32 protein-coding genes and 1 pseudogene are annotated in these 19,075 nt (G+C 51.1%); 21 read left to right on the plus strand and 12 right to left on the minus strand.

Annotated elements, in window-relative coordinates; genetic code table 11:
- Positions 1–149 (plus strand): annotated as a pseudogene (locus F7Q90_RS10275) (IS630 family transposase); the annotation flags it as partial.
- A gap of 11 nt (positions 150–160) precedes the next feature.
- Here the strand turns inward: F7Q90_RS10275 and F7Q90_RS10280 are convergent.
- From F7Q90_RS10280 to exoX, 8 genes are all read right to left on the minus strand, one after another.
- Positions 161–808 carry a hypothetical protein gene (locus F7Q90_RS10280; RefSeq protein WP_080577415.1) on the minus strand — a complete coding sequence of 216 codons (648 nt, stop codon included), beginning with the start codon at positions 806–808 and terminating at the stop codon, positions 161–163.
- A gap of 157 nt (positions 809–965) precedes the next feature.
- Positions 966–2,255, minus strand: coding sequence for a tyrosine-type recombinase/integrase (locus F7Q90_RS10285; protein ID WP_006120210.1), 1,290 nt, complete (start codon positions 2,253–2,255; stop codon positions 966–968).
- 272 nt (positions 2,256–2,527) lie between these two features.
- Entirely contained in the window at positions 2,528–2,728 is a 201-nt protein-coding gene (locus F7Q90_RS10290) for a helix-turn-helix transcriptional regulator (protein ID WP_071988765.1), read from the minus strand.
- A 62-nt stretch (positions 2,729–2,790) separates the two neighbouring features.
- Complete coding sequence (locus F7Q90_RS10295; RefSeq protein WP_044242291.1) at positions 2,791–3,030, minus strand: DUF4060 family protein; 240 nt, start codon at positions 3,028–3,030, stop codon at positions 2,791–2,793.
- Between the two features lie 2 nt (positions 3,031–3,032).
- Complete coding sequence (locus F7Q90_RS10300; protein ID WP_006120208.1) at positions 3,033–3,938, minus strand: DNA adenine methylase; 906 nt, start codon at positions 3,936–3,938, stop codon at positions 3,033–3,035.
- Between the two features lie 78 nt (positions 3,939–4,016).
- A complete protein-coding gene (locus F7Q90_RS10305) occupies positions 4,017–4,748 on the minus strand; it encodes a single stranded DNA-binding domain-containing protein (protein ID WP_006120207.1) in 732 nt (243 codons plus the stop codon).
- Between the two features lie 16 nt (positions 4,749–4,764).
- Entirely contained in the window at positions 4,765–5,433 is a 669-nt protein-coding gene (locus tag F7Q90_RS10310) for a DEAD/DEAH box helicase family protein (protein WP_000537165.1), read from the minus strand.
- Complete coding sequence (exoX, locus tag F7Q90_RS10315; RefSeq protein WP_006120206.1) at positions 5,433–6,104, minus strand: exodeoxyribonuclease X; 672 nt, start codon at positions 6,102–6,104, stop codon at positions 5,433–5,435. The genes F7Q90_RS10310 and exoX overlap by 1 nt, the downstream gene beginning before the upstream one ends.
- Between exoX and F7Q90_RS26660 the strand changes: the two genes are divergently transcribed.
- Positions 6,091–6,315 carry a hypothetical protein gene (locus tag F7Q90_RS26660; protein ID WP_156879142.1) on the plus strand — a complete coding sequence of 75 codons (225 nt, stop codon included), beginning with the start codon at positions 6,091–6,093 and terminating at the stop codon, positions 6,313–6,315. The two genes, exoX and F7Q90_RS26660, sit on opposite strands and share 14 nt — an antisense overlap.
- 23 nt (positions 6,316–6,338) lie before the next feature.
- Here the strand turns inward: F7Q90_RS26660 and F7Q90_RS10320 are convergent, their stop codons facing one another.
- From F7Q90_RS10320 to F7Q90_RS10330, 3 genes are read right to left on the minus strand one after another with little or no spacing between them, the layout of a single operon-like run.
- The gene (locus tag F7Q90_RS10320) at positions 6,339–6,929 is read right to left on the minus strand and encodes a hypothetical protein (protein WP_006120205.1); all 591 of its coding nucleotides are present in this window, start codon (positions 6,927–6,929) and stop codon (positions 6,339–6,341) included.
- Between the two features lie 11 nt (positions 6,930–6,940).
- Positions 6,941–7,132 carry a DUF1482 family protein gene (locus tag F7Q90_RS10325; RefSeq protein ID WP_044242289.1) on the minus strand — a complete coding sequence of 64 codons (192 nt, stop codon included), beginning with the start codon at positions 7,130–7,132 and terminating at the stop codon, positions 6,941–6,943.
- Entirely contained in the window at positions 7,132–7,332 is a 201-nt protein-coding gene (locus F7Q90_RS10330; RefSeq protein ID WP_141119387.1) for a hypothetical protein, read from the minus strand. Before F7Q90_RS10330 ends, F7Q90_RS10325 begins: the two co-directional genes overlap by 1 nt.
- Before the next feature lie 214 nt (positions 7,333–7,546).
- On the opposite strand from F7Q90_RS10330, the gene F7Q90_RS10335 reads away from it, so the two are divergent.
- Positions 7,547–7,744 carry a hypothetical protein gene (locus tag F7Q90_RS10335; RefSeq protein WP_044242287.1) on the plus strand — a complete coding sequence of 66 codons (198 nt, stop codon included), beginning with the start codon at positions 7,547–7,549 and terminating at the stop codon, positions 7,742–7,744.
- A 28-nt stretch (positions 7,745–7,772) separates the two neighbouring features.
- Here F7Q90_RS10335 and F7Q90_RS10340 read toward each other — a convergent pair whose 3' ends face one another.
- Positions 7,773–8,486 (minus strand): LexA family transcriptional regulator, encoded by a 714-nt coding sequence (locus F7Q90_RS10340; RefSeq protein WP_044242286.1) that lies wholly within the window; start codon positions 8,484–8,486, stop codon positions 7,773–7,775.
- On the opposite strand from F7Q90_RS10340, the gene F7Q90_RS27160 reads away from it, so the two are divergent.
- From F7Q90_RS27160 to F7Q90_RS10420, 18 genes are all read left to right on the plus strand, one after another.
- Positions 8,457–8,834, plus strand: coding sequence for a transcriptional regulator (locus F7Q90_RS27160; protein ID WP_237166071.1), 378 nt, complete (start codon positions 8,457–8,459; stop codon positions 8,832–8,834). The genes F7Q90_RS10340 and F7Q90_RS27160 overlap by 30 nt on opposite strands.
- A 37-nt stretch (positions 8,835–8,871) precedes the next feature.
- Positions 8,872–9,192 (plus strand): CII family transcriptional regulator, encoded by a 321-nt coding sequence (locus tag F7Q90_RS10350; RefSeq protein ID WP_000426372.1) that lies wholly within the window; start codon positions 8,872–8,874, stop codon positions 9,190–9,192.
- A gap of 330 nt (positions 9,193–9,522) precedes the next feature.
- Complete coding sequence (locus F7Q90_RS26665) at positions 9,523–9,669, plus strand: hypothetical protein (protein ID WP_006120199.1); 147 nt, start codon at positions 9,523–9,525, stop codon at positions 9,667–9,669.
- 52 nt (positions 9,670–9,721) lie between these two features.
- Entirely contained in the window at positions 9,722–10,549 is an 828-nt protein-coding gene (locus tag F7Q90_RS10355) for a replication protein (RefSeq protein WP_237166070.1), read from the plus strand.
- Entirely contained in the window at positions 10,546–11,943 is a 1,398-nt protein-coding gene (locus tag F7Q90_RS10360; RefSeq protein ID WP_006120197.1) for a DnaB-like helicase C-terminal domain-containing protein, read from the plus strand. Before F7Q90_RS10355 ends, F7Q90_RS10360 begins: the two co-directional genes overlap by 4 nt.
- Positions 11,943–12,233: a DUF4406 domain-containing protein gene (locus F7Q90_RS10365; protein WP_006120196.1), complete on the plus strand. Its 291-nt coding sequence runs from the start codon at positions 11,943–11,945 to the stop codon at positions 12,231–12,233. The genes F7Q90_RS10360 and F7Q90_RS10365 overlap by 1 nt, the downstream gene beginning before the upstream one ends.
- Positions 12,230–12,397 carry a hypothetical protein gene (locus F7Q90_RS26670; protein WP_006120195.1) on the plus strand — a complete coding sequence of 56 codons (168 nt, stop codon included), beginning with the start codon at positions 12,230–12,232 and terminating at the stop codon, positions 12,395–12,397. The genes F7Q90_RS10365 and F7Q90_RS26670 overlap by 4 nt, the downstream gene beginning before the upstream one ends.
- Positions 12,394–13,101, plus strand: a complete 708-nt coding sequence (locus F7Q90_RS10370) for a hypothetical protein (RefSeq protein WP_006120194.1) — start codon at positions 12,394–12,396, stop codon at positions 13,099–13,101. Before F7Q90_RS26670 ends, F7Q90_RS10370 begins: the two co-directional genes overlap by 4 nt.
- A complete protein-coding gene (locus F7Q90_RS10375; protein WP_052310138.1) occupies positions 13,098–13,841 on the plus strand; it encodes an MmcB family DNA repair protein in 744 nt (247 codons plus the stop codon). Before F7Q90_RS10370 ends, F7Q90_RS10375 begins: the two co-directional genes overlap by 4 nt.
- A gap of 119 nt (positions 13,842–13,960) precedes the next feature.
- Positions 13,961–14,299, plus strand: a complete 339-nt coding sequence (locus tag F7Q90_RS10380) for a hypothetical protein (protein ID WP_006120192.1) — start codon at positions 13,961–13,963, stop codon at positions 14,297–14,299.
- 236 nt (positions 14,300–14,535) lie between these two features.
- Positions 14,536–14,967: a hypothetical protein gene (locus F7Q90_RS10385; RefSeq protein ID WP_044242283.1), complete on the plus strand. Its 432-nt coding sequence runs from the start codon at positions 14,536–14,538 to the stop codon at positions 14,965–14,967.
- A complete protein-coding gene (locus tag F7Q90_RS10390) occupies positions 14,960–15,541 on the plus strand; it encodes an NUMOD4 domain-containing protein (protein WP_052310137.1) in 582 nt (193 codons plus the stop codon). Before F7Q90_RS10385 ends, F7Q90_RS10390 begins: the two co-directional genes overlap by 8 nt.
- Positions 15,534–15,824, plus strand: a complete 291-nt coding sequence (locus tag F7Q90_RS10395) for a DUF1364 family protein (protein ID WP_085980096.1) — start codon at positions 15,534–15,536, stop codon at positions 15,822–15,824. Before F7Q90_RS10390 ends, F7Q90_RS10395 begins: the two co-directional genes overlap by 8 nt.
- Positions 15,821–16,180: a RusA family crossover junction endodeoxyribonuclease gene (locus F7Q90_RS10400; RefSeq protein ID WP_044242279.1), complete on the plus strand. Its 360-nt coding sequence runs from the start codon at positions 15,821–15,823 to the stop codon at positions 16,178–16,180. Before F7Q90_RS10395 ends, F7Q90_RS10400 begins: the two co-directional genes overlap by 4 nt.
- Positions 16,177–16,860, plus strand: coding sequence for a hypothetical protein (locus tag F7Q90_RS10405; RefSeq protein WP_006120187.1), 684 nt, complete (start codon positions 16,177–16,179; stop codon positions 16,858–16,860). The genes F7Q90_RS10400 and F7Q90_RS10405 overlap by 4 nt, the downstream gene beginning before the upstream one ends.
- A 223-nt stretch (positions 16,861–17,083) precedes the next feature.
- Entirely contained in the window at positions 17,084–17,554 is a 471-nt protein-coding gene (locus F7Q90_RS10410) for a hypothetical protein (RefSeq protein ID WP_237166069.1), read from the plus strand.
- Positions 17,548–18,489 carry a hypothetical protein gene (locus F7Q90_RS10415; RefSeq protein ID WP_006120186.1) on the plus strand — a complete coding sequence of 314 codons (942 nt, stop codon included), beginning with the start codon at positions 17,548–17,550 and terminating at the stop codon, positions 18,487–18,489. Before F7Q90_RS10410 ends, F7Q90_RS10415 begins: the two co-directional genes overlap by 7 nt.
- A complete protein-coding gene (locus F7Q90_RS10420; protein WP_237166068.1) occupies positions 18,428–19,009 on the plus strand; it encodes a methyltransferase domain-containing protein in 582 nt (193 codons plus the stop codon). The genes F7Q90_RS10415 and F7Q90_RS10420 overlap by 62 nt, the downstream gene beginning before the upstream one ends.
- Positions 19,010–19,075: the final 66 nt, after the last annotated feature.

Below are 19,075 nucleotides of genomic sequence, written 5' to 3' on the forward strand. Positions count from 1 at the left end.
ATGTCGAACGGTTGTGGCAGGCGCTTCATGAGACAATAACCCGAAATCACCAGTGCAGTTCAATGTGGCAACTGTTGAAAAAGGTCCATCACTTTATGAATACCGTCAGCCCATTCCCCGGGGGAAAACATGGGCTGGCTAAAGTGTAGCGGTATTAGGATCAGTTATTTAGAGCATTCATCAGGGATGCTATGTAGGTTGATTGTTTTGCGGTAGTCCTGACTTTCGGTGTTTCAGTTGTTTGATATGAGGTTAATGTTCTTGCATCTTTATCCTTGCTTATTACTGGCATGTGCGTACCGGATAAAGCATGTTTATTTATATATTCGATATAGTAACCAGTGATTTGCAGTTGATAGTTTTTATCATTTATGTCAGGTGCGTTATCAGAAAGATATTGTAAATATTTTATATCAAATTCAGCCTCGTTTTTTAACTTTCCTGGAAATTGATTGTTTATCAAAATTGGAGATATAAGCTGAAACCTATCTCCATCTGGTTTAAATTCAGGGTGCTCCTCGCTAAATAGGCAAAGTTCAATAGGAGCAATGAATCCTGTGTTTATTGCAGATAGAATATTGCTATCTACAGGCCAAATCCCTCTTAAATATGCTTGTACTAAATGGTATTCATCAGTTTCAACAAAATGAAAACTGTCTGGAATGTGAAACTTGCCTGATTTAAATTCGTCGGAATAAATATAGGATTTATTATCTCCTGAGGTGGTTAATTCACTGTTTAATGATTGCACTTGTTCGAATACATTTCCATCTGATTTTAAAAAAGGAGTGTAGAAATAATAAAGCATTTGAAAATTGATACACAGACTTATTTTACCTGTGTAACACCAATGGAATATATCCTCAATCTCACAATCAAGTATTTTTGCCGCTCTTGGTATAGAGCAATATTCTAATGGAGCTAACCCATTACGTTTCCAAATATTTTTTCGTTATGCTTACTCATTATTTGACCACCTTAAGCATTTCCAATGGTTTTTCACTAATTTCATAGGGTGCAATATAACTTTCACAATTGCTGATTATATAATGTGACCACCATTGCATCATTCTCCGGCGTTCTTGCATGTGTTGTGCCAGGTGAACATAAGCCGCTCGCACTTCATTTCGTTCTTGATGGCTCATTTGCCGTTCCACTGCATCCCTAGACCATAACCCTGATTCTGTCAGGGCTGAGCACGCCATTGCTCTAAATCCGTGAAGGCAAATGTCCGCCTGCGTGTCGTACCCCATAATCCTCAATGACTTATTAACTGTGTTCTCACTCATCGGCTTGTAAGGGTTACTATCTCCGGGGAAAATAAGCTCATACTCACCACTTATTTTTTTAATGGCTTCGAGAACATCAATAGCTTCATTAGATAATGGAACATAATGAATACTACCCATTTTTGCCCCGCGTTCTGAATATTTTACTCCCTCAATTCTTTTTCTTTGAGCAGGAATAGTCCACATTGCAGTTTTAAAATTAATTTCCTCCCATCTTGCGTGTCTCAATTCACTGGAGCGAACAAAAGTATGAAGGGAAAATAATACTGCCAACTTAGTTAACGGTCTCCCTGTATAGCTATCAATTTTTGATATTAATTCGGGTAATCGTTCTAACGGAAGTGCAGGGCGATGCTTTATTTTGGGGCTGGCAATTGCTCCTCTTAGATCATGGGTAGGGTTGTATTCAACAATTCCACGCTGAATAGCGTACCGGAAAACACTTGCAAGAGTAGTTTTCACTCTTCCTGTTGTCGCTCCAATTCCCTGATCACTCATCCTCACCAATAATGGCAACAGATCACTTGTTTTTAATGAATCGATGGGTTTATTTCCGATAAATGGGAAAATATGATTTTCCATTTCTCTTAAAATTTTAATGCGGGTAATCTCTTTCCATGAGGGATGGCCTATAGAGCCTTTATGCCACTCTAAAGCGATTGTCTGGAATGTAGCCGAGGTGGGTTCTGTTGGCGCTGCTTTTTTAGATACTCTGGGGTCAACACCGTCGGCTAAAAGTTGCCTTGCTTCATCTCTGCGCTTACGGGCAAGTGCCAGCGAAACGTCTGGGAAAACGCCCAAAGCCAGCGTAGCTTGTTTGCCGTTAAATCTGTAGTTCATTCGCCATGCCTTGGTCCCGTTCTTTTTAACTAAAAGATACAGGCTGCCCCCATCCGTCAGTTTGTAGTCTGTTTCTTTGGGTTTAGAGTTTTCAACTTTCTTAGGTGATAGCTCATTTAGTGCCATGGAGGGTAATCTTTGTTGTCAGTTGATGGTATCTGCTTATCGAACCGTGAGTACCATCAACGATACCATCAGAATCATGTAATGTCATGAAATGAACTGAAACCATGTTCAAGGCGTCAAGCCCTGATTTTGCTGGTTTTAAGGGAGGAGGTGAAGTGTGTTGAAGCGTGATGAAATGAAAGGGTATTGCCCCCTGCATACTTCGAAGTTAATATGCAGGGGATTGATATAAAATGGCTTTTCCAGATTCGTTAAATTTTTTACCCGCGTTTTTACCCATCGGAGCGGGACAGGAGGCGATTCTTGAATTCGCAGTGGTCGCTATAGCGCCAGCGCGAACGTCCATGAATCTTCTCCGGTTTAGCCAGGGTGCCATCCTTCACTCGGTCATAAATGAAGGTTTTCCCGAAGCCAGTATCTGCCATGATGAATTTCAAATCAACGAGTGAATCTGGGGTCATATTGTGTGCCATGGTTTTATCTCCGAACAGGGAATCGAACCTGTCATTTTTTCCTGATCAATTTGCCTGATTTTTTAGTGCGCCTGCGCTGGCAGGTTGCGAAGTTTACGAACGCCGATCATTGCGGTTGCGACATAGCTGGTGGCCCGGTTAACCACCTCGACAGTGACCTTCATTCCATCCACTTCGACGGTGTAATTCGTCTGGTGCTTCTGCCTGCCGTAATCGCCGAATTTCGCGTGGTGCGCTGCCAGCGCCGCTTCGCAAGCGCGGCGACCAATAGGTGATTTCTTACTGCGATTAATCAGCTTCATCATCACTTCACTCCCAAAGTGGCTACGACATCACTCGCTGTTTCGCGGGTGCTGCCTTTGCTGGATATAGCCCGGCGAGCACTGACGCGGTGCAGAGTGAAGCCGTGCTGTTCGTAAAGTTCAATTACTCGCGGTGCGGTAGAATTGCTGATTACCACTTTTGCCCCCCGCTGGTGGGCTGCCACACAGCTTTCCGCAAGCTCTATCTGGCTATCCCATGAGAACCCACCAGCCGCGTAGTTAGTGAAACCAGCGGTGCCGGGAAGCGGTTCATAAGGCGGATCGCAGTAAACGACGTCACTATCACCGGCCAGCGCGAGCGTGCGCCTGAAGCCTGCATTCATGAATACGCATGCGTGAGCCTTCCGCTTAAATGCCTTAATCTCTTCTTCCGGGAAATATGGCGCTTTATATTTCCCAAAGCCGACGTTAAAAAAACCGTCCAGGTTGTAACGGATCAGGCCGTTGAAGCAGTGCCGGTTGAGGTAAAGGAATGCCGCTGCGCGCTCGACCGCATCCAGCCGCTGCGCGTTGAATGCTTCACGAATTACCGTGTAGTTTTCGGCATCATTCAGATGCCTGAATGCCTTCATTGCCTCATAGATCACCGAATCTGGGACCACCGCCAACATCTGATACAGGTTAATCAGGTCAGCGTTGACGTCAGCTAGAAGGAAGCGTTCGTGCTTGTCTGAATTAAGGAACACCGAGCCGCCGCCCACAAAAGGCTCAATAAGGCGTTTCCCTGCGGGGATCAGACGATCCAGTTCCGGCAGCAGCGAATATTTGCCGCCAGCCCATTTAAGGAATGGGCGCTGCCAAATTCGTGATGCTGGATTGTGTGCGGATGGCAGCTTAACCGCTTCATTGCTTTGCTCAACGCAAACACTTACAAATCCGTAATTCATGCTGCCACCTGCTTTTCGTTAAGTTCTTCAGCCAGGGAAGGCGCGCCGCGCCAACCCTGATTTCGTCCTGTGCGTGTGTCATAGCGCATAGATAGAGTGAGAAGGGAACGGAAGACCGATCGGAGCAAACGGGATATCGTCGTCAAAGTCTACCGGTGGCTGACCGCTGTTCTGCTGCAAGCGAGACTGTGGTGCGCCGCCAGTCTGATTTGCATAAGGGTTACCGCCATGTTGGGCATTGCGCGGACCAGAGAACTGCGCGCCGCCGTGGATACGTTCGTCCTTATCCTTCATCGACAGTTCAAGCGCGGCGATCGCTTCCGCTGGTGCGTTCTCAGCGTGCTCGGCGTAGGTCTTACGCGTTCCCGGCTGGAAAACGTGGCGCACTTCGAACTTGTAGCCGTCGCCGCCGTCGTTTTTGGTGTACAGCACCTTCTGGAGGAACAGGCCCACCTTTTTGCCAACCAGCGCCGGGCAGTGCCATTCAAGGCCGTTTTGACCCTGTACCTGCTGTGGTTGCGCCTGTTTGACCTGGGCGACCCACATCAGCGCTGATACCAGCCCCATGCCGAAAGTCTGCTGACCGTCTTTGCCGAGGAAGTTAATGCGCAGGAAATTCGCCTTAAGCCCGTTCGAATCCAGGCTAAGTTCGAGCGCCTGGGACTGGCTGCCATCTTTCCCGAAGGTGTACACCGCAGAAACGATTTCGCCCTCGTAAGCGCCGGTTTCGCTGATCCCGCCAGTTGCGCCAGCTTTCTTCGCCATCTCAGCCGTTTCGTTGTTCCACATAAAAGACATTGGTTGGTTCATCGTTAAATCCTCAAAGTTACAATTCGGTCATAAATTCGGTGATAGCCACGTCTACAGCGTGGAGGTCGTTATCCATTTCCGTCTGATCAGGGAACAGGTCAGGCGGCGCTTTGGCGGTGTCGTTGTCATCGCCTTTGATGAGAAAAACGTGTTTGCCGTCCTTCTTGATGGCGCGCAGCACGATGGAGAAATAGCCCTCTGGCGTCAGCTTTTCGTTGAGCATCTTCCCGGTGGTCTTCATGCGGATTTTCCCTTCGGTCTCTTCGGTGTGAGCCAGGAAATAAACGCGGAAGTCGTCCGGCAGCTCGGTGGCCGCCATGATGATTCTCCAGATGTGATCTGCCATTTCGGTGAACTTGGCATAGCCGGTCTGGTACGCGCGGTTCATGTTTTCGTGCTGCATGACCACCTGGAAATCGTCGATGATCAGGACGCGGCGCGTTTTCGACTGCACCATGCGATAGATGGTGTCCAGCACCGTTTCCCAGTTATCCGAGCGCAGAACGTTACCGCGCTGTTTGCTTCCGTCTGGCAGCAGCTTGCCGTGAAGTTTCCAGCCCGCAGACTTGAATGGCAGCATTTTGGGGATGCACTGGAGCAGCATCACATCGTCCGGATTGAAGTTGCGCAGGCTGTAGGATTTGCCCGCGCCAGAGTCACCGAGGATCAGCACTGGAGTACCCATCATTTGCCCCCGTTCAGCCAGTGGTTAGCCGTAAACAGCACGTCTTCATCGTCACTGTTGGCGACGAGCCAGCGCAGGTAACCCGGTTCTGTCTTTGCCAGCTCGGAGAACGCGACGCCTTTATGCTTGCCGAAGCGGAGCGCATTAAGCAGGGAAGGATTGTTGGAGATGGCGCGCATTTCGCCCATCGTCCATTTCGCCAGGCGTCCCATGTAGAGCAGCAATTCGGCGGTGACGTAGCAGTCATACAGCGCGCGGTGAGCGTAAAGCCCTCCCGGTACTTCCGGTTTCAGCCCGAGGCTGTAGCGCAGGTACTGGTTACTGTGGCTCTTGTGCTCAGGCAGGAGTGAGCGCGCCAGCTTGGCAGTGCAGATCCACGGAGCGTTCATCGCAGGGAGCTTGGCTTTATCGAACTTTGCGTTGTGGGCGACGTAGGCGTCGGCGCCCATATAGCGGCCAATTACTTCACTGAGCAGCGGCGCGCCTTCCACCATATCTTCGGTGATATGGTGAATAGCCATGGCCTCAAAACCGATCGGCACGCCTGGCTTAACGAGGTCGCTCATTGGGTTGCAGATCACACCGTCGACGATATCGACACTGGCAATTTCCACCACGGTTTCCGGGCCGCCTTCCAGCCCAGTCGTTTCGGTATCAATGACACGCAGCATTGTTAATCCCCTGTGTTCTGTAATCACAAACTGCATCGAAGTGCGCGAGCTGGTGGGCAATCTCTTCCAGATCAGCTGGCTCCAGGTGGTACATCAGGCACAGCAGAGCGATAAGGTTTTTCGCCTGCTGCTGTTTGGTATTTGCCTGCATGTCGTTTCCTCTGAAAAAGGTTGTAAGAATCCCGGCACCGTAATGGCTACCTGTATTTAATAAGTGACTAATTAAAGGGTTTATTAATTATCGAAGAAAAAAACTATTCGAATATTTTCAGGAATAATGTTTTTCTCCAGCCACCACAATTCCAGCGCGCGAGCTTCTAAGGCTTCATTGATATTTTTTAGAGCATCAACAGTATCTTCCCACTCCCTATGAACATATCCCGGAGCGCTTGTCCATCCACACCATGAGTCTGGTTTAATACCTTTATCAAGATCCGCCGCCTGCTTTTCGGAAATCATTCCTTTGAATGGCATTGGGACTAATTTGCTTCTGAATTCACGAATTTCAGCAAGGCTAACAAAGCTATGAGAGTGACCATCACAGCCCCATTCTTCAGACACTTTTTTGCTGTAGTCACAGGCATCCTCAGGAATGCCGCGAGGTTCTGAAATCATCGGCGTATTGCCAGCATAGGAACGAACGCCGCAGAGCTGAGAAAACGCTGCATAATTACGGGAGCTTTCCAAATCAATGCGATCAAATTCCTGATCGCCATCATCATCCCCATGCCATGGGTTCATAAGGAAGTGATCGTAATTAACCCATTTTTCTTCATCATTAATTGAGCGCTTAACCTCAACCATCATATGAATATCGCAACCCATTCTTAGCTCCTTTAAAAATTAGCGACACCAGACTGATCGTCTGAGTGAATAATTGTTTCGACTGGATAACAGTTAGTGACGCTGGTTTGCTCACTCGCTGCCGCTTCACAAAGCTTCTGGCTTCCGTAGATGCCGAGAACAGCATCCTGAAAATCACCGTTAGCCATGGTGATCGTTAGAACTAATGCGTAGAGAGTCCCCATCAGTGAGTCCCCGCAGGCACAAGATTTGGTTCGATGGTGCGTGAGGCATAGGGGCGGCGAATGTTGCGCAGGCTGCCCTGCGGTTCGTGCCAGTAGGTGCCGTCGCGGTAGTCGTAGGAAACCTGCCATGCTGCGCCGGTGCGGTTGTTTCGCATTACGACTGCACGACCGTTGTTTGGTACTGCGTGGTTAGTTGTCATCTCATCCTCGTGCCTTATCGCCGGCCAGCGGAGTTTTGGACCATCTGCGCATTTGTGTGCGTTGTTTGGATGAGTGAATTAAACATCATGTGGATTATTAAATCAACTCAATGTGGATTTATTTTTCATTAAAAACATCATTGTGTTGATTTTTGTGTTGATTTAATTACTTTGCAAGCTCGTGTTATGCTGAAAAAAACAACAGGAGACGGCTATGGAGTTTGATGAGGAGCGTGCTTCTCTGCTATCGGGCGCAATCGGTTTGGCTGTGATTAACCTCATTGCGTTCGGGGTTCCTATCAACAGAGTTAATCTGGTCGAAGAACTTGAGCGGGTAAGGCGTGAAACTGGGAATGTGATCGGTAAGGGAGTTTACCGGGATGCGGCGGTGATTGTCAGGAAGGGAGTATGAAAAATCCGGCGCGATGGCCGGACTACATCTATCGTCGGTAACGTAAGACAGAATACCAGAAAACAAAGCCAATGATTTCTACATCGTTTTCGTTGGCTTCTTCATCATCATATTCGCGATTGATGCTGCGAATTAACACTTTACCACCAGGCTTGCGATAGAGCTGCTTGATACGCTTTAGATCACCTTGATTAATGGCGTATAACTCACCGTCAACGATCCGTTTATTGCCGGTATCAACTGCTACAGTTGCACCATCAGGAATAACTGGTTCCATGCTGTCGCCAGAAGCCGGGAAGCATAGAACGCCAGAACCGTCAGTGCTGGCACCTACGCGCCGTAGAGTTGCTTTGGAGAAGCGGAGCTTAAAGCCGTTGTAATCTTCATCTGTGACGCGCCCATCTCCACAAGCAAATTCGATATCCTTCAAGAACGGCACTTCAACCTCATCTTTCGGTAGTGGAGTGTTTCGATCCCAAGTGTCTACCGTCCCCCATTCAGAAAGCGGCGGCAACCCATCATTTCTTTTTAGCTGCTTTGCATCTCCGCTACCAGTGAGAAGCCAATCTATTGAATAACCGTACTTTTCATGAAGCTGCTGGGCAGCCTCGCGACTGATTGAATCACGCTTAATCCAATTATTTACCGTTTGAGGAGATGCGTTTAACGCAAGGGCTAATTCTTTTTGTTTTAGCCCCTCAGTAACGAGTATGTGTTTGATTCTTTCGCTAATGGTTTTCATTTTCCCTCCCCACGCAACCGCAAAATAAACAAAAAGTTAATTTTTATCTATCATCATGGTGTTGATTTATCTTCTGGTGTTGATCAACATTATGTTGATTTATGTTTATCCGGAGGCAACATGATCAACAAATCACTGACCCCACTAGATAAAGCTATTGCTGCTGTTGGCGGGTGTCAGAAAACTCTGGCTGAAAAAGTTGGAGTGACTCCGCAGGCGATCAACATGCTTAAGCGCAGAGGTGGTCACTTGCCTGTGCGGAAAATATCCAAATTTACATCTGCTACTGGGTTAACTCGTGAAGAGTTGTACCCGGACTTGTTTTCACACACTGGCACTGCCGCCTGATTGGCGGCTTATCCATTCACCATAGGGATTATCACCAATGGAGAACGCAATCGCACGAAAGTTAGACCCACCAGTTATCAATCCGGTTGAGATCGAAAGCGTCCTGCTCAACCGGCTTGCATCAGTGGGCCAGAAGTCATACGCCGAACATATGGGCATTAGCGAGTCTACCGCCAGCAGGCGCAAAGCTGAGGGGCATTTCAGCACCATGGCAAAAGAGTTGGCCTTCCTGGGTATTCAGGCCGCGCCACCGGAGGCGGTGCTGGTATCGCGTGAATATTTGGCCTCAGTCGAAACGCTCGCCGATATCGGGCTGAAAGCGGAACGGGCCAGGCCGGGGCCGCTGGGGTGGGATTAAGCCATGAACCATATCGAATTTATCGAAAAGCATGTGCGTGAAGAACTGTTGAAGCTCGGTTTCTCTCTGGGAGTGGCTCAGGGGGGGCATTCCAGGCTATCGACATGTACAAGCGCATGAGCCAGGCAAGCAGAAAGGGGAAGATTTTTGATGATGTTTTACGGCACGCAAAGCTATGGGCGGAGATGCAGCAGTTACCCGCTGACAGGCTGGATAAGCGAAGAGTTAAACGGAACGCCCAGCCGGGCCTGTTCTGAAAAGGCGAAAGCCGCAGTGCTCGAACACATGCGGCCTTCAGGTGCAAATACGGCAGTAATTGCAGGAGGAATAATGGCAAAAAATAACCGCTATTACCAGACCGCAGTACACAAAAACAATACCCGCGATCGCTTCGTGCGTTCGGTTAATCCGGCAGTGGCGGAGCGGATGCGCGCCATTCTGGAGGAGTTGAAACGCAAGGAGGAAAACCGTGGGTAATCTCGCAACAGTCATACCAATCAGACCGACTCTTACGGTCGTGGAGCGTCGGGTGGCAGATCTTGATGATGGTTATACGCGCCTGGCAAATATGCTTCTGGAAGAATACGCAGGCGCTGACCTGACGAAGCGACAATTCAAAGTCTTGCTTGCTGTTCTGCGCCTGACCTATGGGTGGAATAAGCCCATGGACAGAATCGCCAATTCCCAGATAGCTCAGATAGCACGCTTGCCAGAGAAGCGCGTCAGCGAAGCGCGAGTCCAGCTCGTCGGAATGAACCTGCTTACTCAGGTTGGCCGTAGCATTGGACCGAACAAAAACACCGCCGAATGGTTACTACCAGCTGGTGAAAGCTGCGATACAGAAAATCCCTCAAAACAGGGGATAAATGACGAGGAAGAAGAATCCCTCAATTCAGGGGATAATCCCTCAAATCAGGGTATCCCTCAAAGTGAGGGAAAATCCCCTAAATCAGGGGAAGAAGAATCCCTCAATTCAGGGGAACACCAAAGACATATAAATACAATAAATACTAATACCCCCCAACCCCCAGAGGGGGAGTGTGTCGGGCAGGAAGAAAAACCTGTCTCAAAGAAAACCCCGATCGACTACCAGGCAGTGCTGTCTGCATACAACACCACCCTGGGAGACCGCCTTCCTCAGGCAGAGGCACTAAACGACAAACGTCGCCGTGCTATCAAACGCCTGCTGACCGAACTGAAAGAGCCAACCGTCGAGGCTGTGGAGAATTACTTCGCCGCGTTCGCCGAGCGAGCGCCAAAATTTTATTTCGGGGAGAACGACCGGGGCTGGCGCGCCAGTTTCGATTATCTGCTGCGCTCTGACACCCTGCTGAAAACCAGGGAGAAGGCGCTATGACCGACATGAACATGATCCCGCAGAACATCGAAGCGGAACAAAGCGTGCTGGGTGGCATGATGCTGGATAGCGGTAGCGATCGCTGCCAGACCGCCATGTCGATGCTCAAGCCTGAATCGTTCTACATCCGCCCCCACCAGGTGATTTTCGCCGAGATGCGGGAGCTGGTAGCCAACCAGAAGCCTATCGACCTGATCACCCTGATTGAGTCGCTGGAGTCCAAAGGTCTTGGCGAACAGGCTGGCGGCTTTGCCTACATGGCCGAAATATCCAAAAACACCCCCAGCGCAGCGAACATCGTTCACTACGCCATGCTGGTGCGTGAGAAAGCCATGGAGCGCTACGGCATCGACAAGCTGACCAGCGCTACCGAGCTGCTGTATTCCCGCAACGGGATGACCACCAGCCAGAAGTTTGACGCTATTCAGACCCTGTTCACCGATATCGCTGACTACGCGAAAACCGGTAATCGCCGGGGGCTTCGCGAATTCACCGAAGTCATGAGCGACTGGGTTGATGAGGTAGAAGCGCGCTGGAACGACTCAGACGCGACGCGCGGGCTATCGACAGGCATCCAGTCACTTGACGACCTTTTGCAGCCCAAGGGGCTCGTTAAGGGCGCTCTGATGGTGATCGGCGCACGCCCTAAGATGGGGAAAACCACGCTTTACAGCCAGCTGGCCGTCAACTGTGCCGAAGTTGAGCAGCTCCCGGCGCTGATGTTCAGCCTTGAGATGCCGGATAAGCAGATCGTGGAGCGCATGATCGGGCAGGTCAGCCGCGTAAATACCGACGTGTTTTATGCCGATCGGTATGACGACGCGAAAGTGGCAATGGCTTTTGCCGCTGGTGGACGTCTGGCCCAAACCGGAAACCTGTACGTCGACGACACGCCCGGGATCACGCTGGCGCACATCGTTGCAGAGTCACGTCGCATCAAACGCGAACGCGGCGCTGTCGGCATGGTGCTGGTGGACTACCTGACCCTGATGACCGCAGACAAGGCTGACCGCAACGACCTTGCCTACGGGATTATCACGAAGGGGCTGAAGAACCTGGCGAAGGAGCTGAACTGCATCGTGGTGCTGCTTACGCAGCTGAACCGCGATCTGGAGAAGCGCACCAACAAACGCCCTATGCCGAGCGATTCCCGCGATACCGGGCAGATTGAGCAGGATTGCGATTACTGGATCGGCATCTACCGCGAAGGCGCTTACGACGAGAACGCAAACCAGGGCGAAACCGAGTTACTCCTGCGGCTGAACCGCCACGGCCCGACCGGCGTTGTTTACTGCGACCAGCGCAACGGCGCGATCTACGACTGCGACCAGGCCGCTGCTGAGCAGAAGCGTCGCGCGAATGATGCCAGACCCAACAAGAAGAGGGACTTCTGATGAAAATCTACATTGCTGGGCCAATGACCGGCATCCCGAAATATAACCGTCCTGCGTTCCATTTCGAGGCGATGCGTCTGTCGTCAGAAGGTCATGTGGTGTTAAACCCCGCGACGCTTCCCGATGGCCTGAGCCAGCCAGAGTACATGGATGTTTGTCTCGCGATGCTCCGCTGCGCTGACGGCATTTTCCTGCTTTCCGGCTGGCAGAACTCAGCAGGCGCAAAAGCGGAACACGCTCTGGCTCAAAAGCTGGATCTGGTAATCATTCATCAGGAGAACGCAGCATGATCAATAAAACCAAAGAACTCGTAGCTGCCGGGCATGCGCTGGCGAAAGACCTGCATTGTGCTGAGTCTGCCGCGCTGGTGCGTGAGCTGGCGACGCAGCTGGATGTTCAGCGTGTTCGTGCTGACACATTAGCCACAAAACTTCGTCAGGGAGCTGCACAATGAAACGCTGCCAATTCGATACATCCAGCCGTTTTCTGGTTGATACAGCCTTTCATCGTCTTGAGATAATTCGTGATGATGGCCTCTATCGCCACTTGCGCATGAAACAACCAGGCACATCCTGTTATTACTTCGACGTGATCACCTGGCCGGGCTATCTTACCGTGACCGGCGACATGGGGACCTGGACATTCTCCCGCATCGCGGACATGTTCGACTTTTTTGGACCGTGGCAAGACGGTATTAACACCGGTTACTGGTCCGAAAAGCTGGAAGCTGGCGCTGGCTGCTCAGCGCGCGAGCTGCTGGCAAAAGAGTACGATCATGATGCTTTTTGCCGGAGCCTTAAAGAATCTTTGAGTGAGTACCTGGATGATTCGGAGGCAGAAGAGTCCGAAGACGAAGACTGGGATGACGAAGACGATACTCCAGACAGTGACAAAGCTAAAGTTCGTGAGGTTGTTCGCGAATTATGTCGTTCTGAATTCAGCAACGACTGGGAAGCGTATCAAGCGGTCTATGAGGCTGACTGGCCCGAATGCTGGAGTGCATGGGATGTCTGCGACGGACTGACCTTTAAAACATATACCAGCCATTTTCGCTGGATTTTGTTCGCTATCACGTGGGCTATCAGCAAATACCACAATACCAAACTTGTCGATAAAGCGATGGGGACGTTCCTTGCAGTGAGGGGAGGCGCATTATGAGCAAAACATGGAAACACAACGACCTTGCCCATGATCTCGCCGAACATTTACGTAGGAATACCGCGCGGATCTGCTGGGAGGATATGCAGTTAGGTCCATCCGGGACGTGCCGTCCTGATGTTTACTCTATCGCTCATAGCTATAGCAAATTTTGCCCGATCGTTTACGAAGTAAAAGTGAGCATGAGCGACTTCCGCGCAGACGTGACCGCAGGGAAATACACCAAATATTTTAAATATGCTGGTGGAGTGGTATTCGCAGTGCCAGATGGACTTTTGAAAAAGTCAGATATCCCAGACGGATGCGGCCTGATGGTTCGTAAAGAGTCAGGCTGGCACACCCTGAAGGGCCCAACCATGCGCCAACTCGACAATCTTCCGCGTGATGCGTGGATAAAACTGCTGATGGACGGAATGACGCGGGAAGTTGAGCGCACGCAGATAAAAAGCAGATCGTTCGGAGCCTGGTACGTTGAACAAAACCTGTCCAAAAAGCACGGCGAAGAAGTTGCCCACTTAGTCGCGCAGGCATTTAAAGCCAAAGACAGGCTGGAAAGTGAGATCAAATTTGCTGAGGAGCGCGCTAGAACTGTTCGCCAGGAAAGCCTGGAGGAACAAAAGCGCAGGGAAGAGCAACGCCGTCGGGAAGAAGAACGGCTGACAGATGCCCAACGGGATCTAGCCACGCTGCTTGGCGTTGATCCTAACGCCCCGCGATATATGCATATCGAATGCTCTTGAGCGCGCCGTTACACGGCTGACTGAAAATGAGGAAATCAGCCGTATGCGCCGTATCTTAGGTGGTATGCAGCGCGAACTGAATCGCGGTCTTGAGTCGCTACCAGGCGAAGGGGCAGACAATGGCTAAATCTGCTGCCGAACGAAAAGCCGCCCAGCGCGCCCGGCAAGCCGCTGCTGGTGGGCGTAAATTTGAGCTCATACTTGATACGCAGGAACTGGAGATGCTGGAGCGCAATTGCGCATCACGCCGCCCGGGGCGAGCGCCGTATGAAATGAGCGAATACGTTGCGATGCTGATCCGCCAGGATGATGCCCGGGTGCGCGGACGCATCAAAGCCATCAGCGCGAACCGCTGCGGGAAATGTGGCGATGCGCTGCCGGTTGAGTCGTGTCCTTGCGACGGTGATTCGCAATGCTGGGTTACGCGCGGCTGGCACGAAACCAAATTAGCGATGTGACATGTCACAATATAATCAATAACATACGAGCCTCTTCGGAGGCTTTTTTCTTTGCTGCCAAATTGCTTTTGCCTGCATGCCCAGCCATAATATCTGCGTCAGCCTGAGAAACTGACGACCATCTGCGCCACGGAGAACACCATGGCGCTGCACCATCAGCATAAACACGACCGCCTGACGTTATCCGACGTCAGCGATTTGTCGTATCTGTCGCTTACCCTCTTCGGGGGTGACGCGTGAACATTCAAAAAGATGGCATTCGCCTCCATAAATCCAACTTTGCCGCTATCGGTCAGCAGATCGGACCAATGCTGGAATCAGGCGATTGTTACCGCCTGATCATCAAACCATGGCGCGATAAGCGCACTCTTTCCCAGAACTCCCTCATGTGGATGTGGAACGATGATGTGGCCACAGCTGCAAGCAAGCATTCATCGCAAACGCATACCGACGAAGAGCTTCACGAATTCTTCAAAAGCATGTTCTGCCCAGCGAAACAAGTAACTGTCTTTGGTGTGCAAAAGTGGGTTCAGTCGACAAAGCTGCTCGACACAGAAGAGATGACCTTCTATCTGCGCCGCATCGAGGTGTGGTGTGCCGAACGCGGCATTAAGCTGCGTATTCCAGTCAATTCTGAATACCACGCAAAAGGACATGATCATGTTTGAGCGTGAATTATGGAAAGACGTACCGGGATTTGAAGGTCTCTATCAGGCATGCCCATCGGGGATGGTGCGCTCTCTGGACAGGGTGGATTGTCGCGGGCAGTTTCGAAAGGGGCGTGTTCTTAAACCATACAGGGACGGCAATACTGGTTATGTAGCCATTAGCCTGTTGAAAGATGGAGTATCAAAGCGGGTAAAACTGCATCGTTTGATCGCATCAGTTTTTATGCGTGAACCCGCTGAGGGTGAGCAGGTAAATCACTTAAACGGTATTCGCGATGACAATCGGCTGGAAAACCTTGAATGGGTTACTTGCCAGGAGAATATCCAGCACTCGTTCGATTCCTTGGGTAAAAAATCCAGAGGCGGACATAAAGGAAAGCTGGGTGATAAGCACCATAGCTCTAAATCGGTTGTAGCTACATGCTTGCATAGCGGCGTAATAACCAGATTTGGTAGCGCAGCAGAAGCAGCAAGAGAGCTCTGCATCCCGTCAGGATCTATTCCTCGCTGTTGCAACGGTATCTACGCCAGTAGCCATGGTTATTCGTTTAAGTATGAGGTGCATGATGCTTAAACAAAAAACCTATCGCAGTAAAAAGTGGCTTGCAGCCGTTGGACAAATTGAATGCTGTGTTCTGTGTGGATCTTGGGGAACCCAAGTTGCACATCGAAACGAGTCAAAAGGTATGGGCCTGAAAGCTGATGATTGCGCCACAGCGGCGATCTGCGTTTGCTGCCACGACAGCATCGACAACGGGAGCAAACTATCGCGCGACGAACGTCGCCAGCTTATGGACCGCGCTATCGTTCTGACCGTTATCCAGATAGCCCGCCTTGGGCTGGTGGTGCCAGCATGAAAATTTACGATATCACTCCTGTCGCCAAGCCTCGCATGACCCGAAGCGATCGCTGGCGCAGCAGGCCAGAAACCTCCGCCTACTGGTTCTTTAAAGCTCAGGTGCGCCGTCTTGGTATAACCCTCCCGGAATCCGGTTACCACATAACATTCGTTCTGCCCATGCCGAAAAGCTGGAGTAAGAAGAAGCGTCAGCAGCATGACGGACAGCCTCACCAGACTAAGCCGGATAAGGACAATCTGGAGAAAGCGTTACTGGATGCGATATTCGATGATGACTGTCGGATATGGGACGGCAGGGTAACGAAACGATGGGGAGAGACAGGCCAGATCATTATCCAGGAGAATGCAGAATGACACGCAACGACATTAACAATTACCAGAAAGCGTCTGTTGAGCGTACCAACCCGCAAAACGCCTGGGTGACGCTGGCAGCAGCTCCACGCAGATCTTACCTGGGGAAATATCGCCGACTGACACCATCGCAAAGCCGTTGGGTTCGTTCGTTGCTGAACCACTGGGGTGGCATGTACGGGGGCAGCGGGACAGAGCACCTTTCTGGTGGCGGTGGTATGTGGTCAATGATATTAACCGGCTGGACTGGCGAGCAGCAGGAGCGGATCGCTACCGTGCTGTCTGGTCTGCGTAAAATTGGCTATACCGGCGATGCGTTGTTTGAGCAGGCGAAAGCCATCATCTGGCCGAAGAAATCGCTTTCTGACCTGATCGGCAATGCCGGAGACCAGGAGGAAGCTGCATTCATGGAGGCTATCATCCTGAAGTCCTTCAAGCCGGGGAATCCCGTGTATGAGATAGGGAAGGACTATTACACGTGGCGGAAAACCATCAATGGCATGGCACGATGGATGCAGTATTACTACGCGCCGTTTCTGACCGAAAAGCAATGTATTGACCGTGTGCGCTGGTGTATTGAATTGTTCAACTCTGCTGTCTTCTTCACGTTAAAAGATGAATTAGGCTTCGAAAATGCAAAAACTTGCGAAAAAGACTTGAAAGCGAGTTTTGAAACTGCATAATTCAGATATGCTCGGACGTCAAAGGCGAAAGAGCTTACCCACCAGCGGAGATGCCTTGCGCGGAGCGGTGGGAACCACATTTAAGCCCTTGCAGAAATGCAGGGGCTTTTTTATTGGCTCAATGCCACCGGGTGAATAACGTATGCACACGGCGATCATCTGCGCTTCTGGTCCGTCCCTTACTCCCGCTGACTGTCAAATAGCTGCGCGCTCAGGGTTTCCTGTGATAGCGGTTAATTCATCATGGCGAACCATACTGGAATGCACCCACATTTACGCTGGCGATCTGCGCTGGTGGGATGTGAACATTCCCGCGCTGCCTGATGGCCCCGAACGCTGGTCATGTAACCGGAGAGCACACACCCGATACGGCGTGAACCTCTTCCCGACAGATACTAGCGGCACATTCAATTCGGGACAGAGAGCGATCCTGTTCGCTCAATGGCTGGGCGCAAAGCGCATCATTCTGCTGGGCTTCGATTGCTCAATCTCGAACGGCAGCCACTGGCACGGCGATCATACAGTTCTCGATAACCCGACAGCGGCGAACGTAAAGCGCTGGCATGGCGAGTTTGCCCGGGTTGCGGCGCAGCTGCGTGGAAGCGTCCAAATCATCAATAGCAGCCGCCAGACGGCGCTTAATTGCTTTCGTCGTCTACCTCTTGAAGCGGCGATCAGCGAGGTTACATGCTGAATCCTCCTATTTACATCGATGGCATGCTGGGAATGGGAGACACCATTTACCAGCGCGCTTTCGTCAAACAGCTGCCTGCGGGGACATTCATCAAGACGGCATGGCCGGAGCTTTACGAAGACCTGCCAGTAAAAGCTGTCCGAAGTGATACCGCGCTAAGGACGCAGCGAAAAAATGAGTTCCGCAGCTCCGCAAAGTTTTATCCGCCGCCATCACCACGCCAGACGAAGCGAATATTTTACGGTCCGGATGATCTGCGGCGCGGTTCAATATTCGATGCGATGCGCCGTCAGTTCGGTGTAACGCCAGCAGCGCTTGATTTGCCATCCTTTGGACCGGCGCAGTTTACGCACCAAAAGCCGATCGCCGTTATTCGTCCGGCAACGGTTCGTTCTGAATGGCGTAGCGACTCCCGAAACCCTGACCCCGATTACCTCCTGCGCGCATCGAGAATCCTGCGGAAACATTTCTGCGTGATTAGCGTTGCTGATTTGCAGGACGGGGAAGAGTGGCTGGTGGGTGAAGAACCAGAAGCAGATCTGAAAATGCACGCTGGCGAGCTCAATATCAAAGAGCTGATGCGCCTGGTAGAGCATGCAGCTGTCGTGGTTTCGCCTGTCGGCTGGGCGCTGCCCGCTGCCATTGCGTACAAAACACCTATTTACGTTGTCGCTGGTGGGCGCGGCGGGCATAACGCTCCCGAGATAGTCACCGATCCGGCGATGGATTTATCCCGCGTTGGCTGGGCAATACCGGACAATTATTGTCGCTGCGAAGCGTGGGATCACCATTGTGACAAACGCATCTCCAACTTTGATTCAAAATTCGAGGCCTGGCTGAATGAAGTCGTTTTATCAGGAACTGAACAGCGGGTTGGTATTCCTCCCGGAGCTGGGCATCGGTCGTTATTCGGTTCCGGCATCTCGCCCGTATGACGAGCAGTATTTTGCGAAATATCAGCTGCTGGCTGATACCGAAACCGGGCGCGCATTAACGCAGTCCAGAATTGAGCTGGTGGAACGTCACTATCATGGACCGGTTCTGGACGTTGGTATCGGTGCCGGTCAGTTCGTTTCTTCCCGAGCGGGAACGTTTGGGTTTGACGTTAATCCTGCTGGCGTTGCCTGGCTGAACGAGCGGGGCGCATTCGCTGACCTCTACGCCAGTCAGTGGCGCGCGCTGACGATGTGGGATGTACTGGAGCACATCGACGAGCCGGAGCTGGCGGTACAGCAGGCCAGTGAATACGTGTTCGTGTCGATCCCCATTTTTACCGATGCCGGAGACATTCTTCGCTCGCACCATTTCAGGAAGAACGAGCACATCTGGTATTTCACTGACGACGGTATTAAGGGTTGGTTTGCTGAGCAGGGCTTCGAATGCGCCGAACAGAACACCATCGAATGCCAGTTAGGGCGTAAGGGCGTCGCTTCGTACGCTTTCCGCCGCGTTTAGTACCCTCTTAGCCCATTGCATTTGGGTTTATTCCAGTTTCGCACACAGCACCCGCAAACAGGCGAG

Source organism: Pantoea stewartii subsp. stewartii (assembly GCF_008801695.1).
GTDB classification, from domain to species: domain Bacteria; phylum Pseudomonadota; class Gammaproteobacteria; order Enterobacterales; family Enterobacteriaceae; genus Pantoea; species Pantoea stewartii.

Bases quoted from the DNA above. Each gene is read 5' to 3' on its own strand.
- F7Q90_RS10280 (WP_080577415.1), bottom strand. From the start codon at position 808: ATGCTTTATTATTTCTACACTCCTTTTTTAAAATCAGATGGAAATGTA.
- F7Q90_RS10285 (WP_006120210.1), bottom strand. From the start codon at position 2,255: ATGGCACTAAATGAGCTATCACCTAAGAAAGTTGAAAACTCTAAACCC.
- F7Q90_RS10290 (WP_071988765.1), bottom strand. From the start codon at position 2,728: ATGGCACACAATATGACCCCAGATTCACTCGTTGATTTGAAATTCATC.
- F7Q90_RS10295 (WP_044242291.1), bottom strand. From the start codon at position 3,030: ATGAAGCTGATTAATCGCAGTAAGAAATCACCTATTGGTCGCCGCGCT.
- F7Q90_RS10300 (WP_006120208.1), bottom strand. From the start codon at position 3,938: ATGAATTACGGATTTGTAAGTGTTTGCGTTGAGCAAAGCAATGAAGCG.
- F7Q90_RS10305 (WP_006120207.1), bottom strand. From the start codon at position 4,748: ATGAACCAACCAATGTCTTTTATGTGGAACAACGAAACGGCTGAGATG.
- F7Q90_RS10310 (WP_000537165.1), bottom strand. From the start codon at position 5,433: ATGGGTACTCCAGTGCTGATCCTCGGTGACTCTGGCGCGGGCAAATCC.
- F7Q90_RS26660 (WP_156879142.1), top strand. From the start codon at position 6,091: ATGACACGCAGCATTGTTAATCCCCTGTGTTCTGTAATCACAAACTGC.
- exoX (WP_006120206.1), bottom strand. From the start codon at position 6,104: ATGCTGCGTGTCATTGATACCGAAACGACTGGGCTGGAAGGCGGCCCG.
- F7Q90_RS10320 (WP_006120205.1), bottom strand. From the start codon at position 6,929: ATGGGTTGCGATATTCATATGATGGTTGAGGTTAAGCGCTCAATTAAT.
- F7Q90_RS10325 (WP_044242289.1), bottom strand. From the start codon at position 7,132: ATGGGGACTCTCTACGCATTAGTTCTAACGATCACCATGGCTAACGGT.
- F7Q90_RS10330 (WP_141119387.1), bottom strand. From the start codon at position 7,332: ATGACAACTAACCACGCAGTACCAAACAACGGTCGTGCAGTCGTAATG.
- F7Q90_RS10335 (WP_044242287.1), top strand. From the start codon at position 7,547: ATGGAGTTTGATGAGGAGCGTGCTTCTCTGCTATCGGGCGCAATCGGT.
- F7Q90_RS10340 (WP_044242286.1), bottom strand. From the start codon at position 8,486: ATGAAAACCATTAGCGAAAGAATCAAACACATACTCGTTACTGAGGGG.
- F7Q90_RS10350 (WP_000426372.1), top strand. From the start codon at position 8,872: ATGGAGAACGCAATCGCACGAAAGTTAGACCCACCAGTTATCAATCCG.
- F7Q90_RS26665 (WP_006120199.1), top strand. From the start codon at position 9,523: ATGGCAAAAAATAACCGCTATTACCAGACCGCAGTACACAAAAACAAT.
- F7Q90_RS10360 (WP_006120197.1), top strand. From the start codon at position 10,546: ATGACCGACATGAACATGATCCCGCAGAACATCGAAGCGGAACAAAGC.
- F7Q90_RS10365 (WP_006120196.1), top strand. From the start codon at position 11,943: ATGAAAATCTACATTGCTGGGCCAATGACCGGCATCCCGAAATATAAC.
- F7Q90_RS26670 (WP_006120195.1), top strand. From the start codon at position 12,230: ATGATCAATAAAACCAAAGAACTCGTAGCTGCCGGGCATGCGCTGGCG.
- F7Q90_RS10370 (WP_006120194.1), top strand. From the start codon at position 12,394: ATGAAACGCTGCCAATTCGATACATCCAGCCGTTTTCTGGTTGATACA.
- F7Q90_RS10375 (WP_052310138.1), top strand. From the start codon at position 13,098: ATGAGCAAAACATGGAAACACAACGACCTTGCCCATGATCTCGCCGAA.
- F7Q90_RS10380 (WP_006120192.1), top strand. From the start codon at position 13,961: ATGGCTAAATCTGCTGCCGAACGAAAAGCCGCCCAGCGCGCCCGGCAA.
- F7Q90_RS10390 (WP_052310137.1), top strand. From the start codon at position 14,960: ATGTTTGAGCGTGAATTATGGAAAGACGTACCGGGATTTGAAGGTCTC.
- F7Q90_RS10395 (WP_085980096.1), top strand. From the start codon at position 15,534: ATGCTTAAACAAAAAACCTATCGCAGTAAAAAGTGGCTTGCAGCCGTT.
- F7Q90_RS10400 (WP_044242279.1), top strand. From the start codon at position 15,821: ATGAAAATTTACGATATCACTCCTGTCGCCAAGCCTCGCATGACCCGA.
- F7Q90_RS10405 (WP_006120187.1), top strand. From the start codon at position 16,177: ATGACACGCAACGACATTAACAATTACCAGAAAGCGTCTGTTGAGCGT.
- F7Q90_RS10415 (WP_006120186.1), top strand. From the start codon at position 17,548: ATGCTGAATCCTCCTATTTACATCGATGGCATGCTGGGAATGGGAGAC.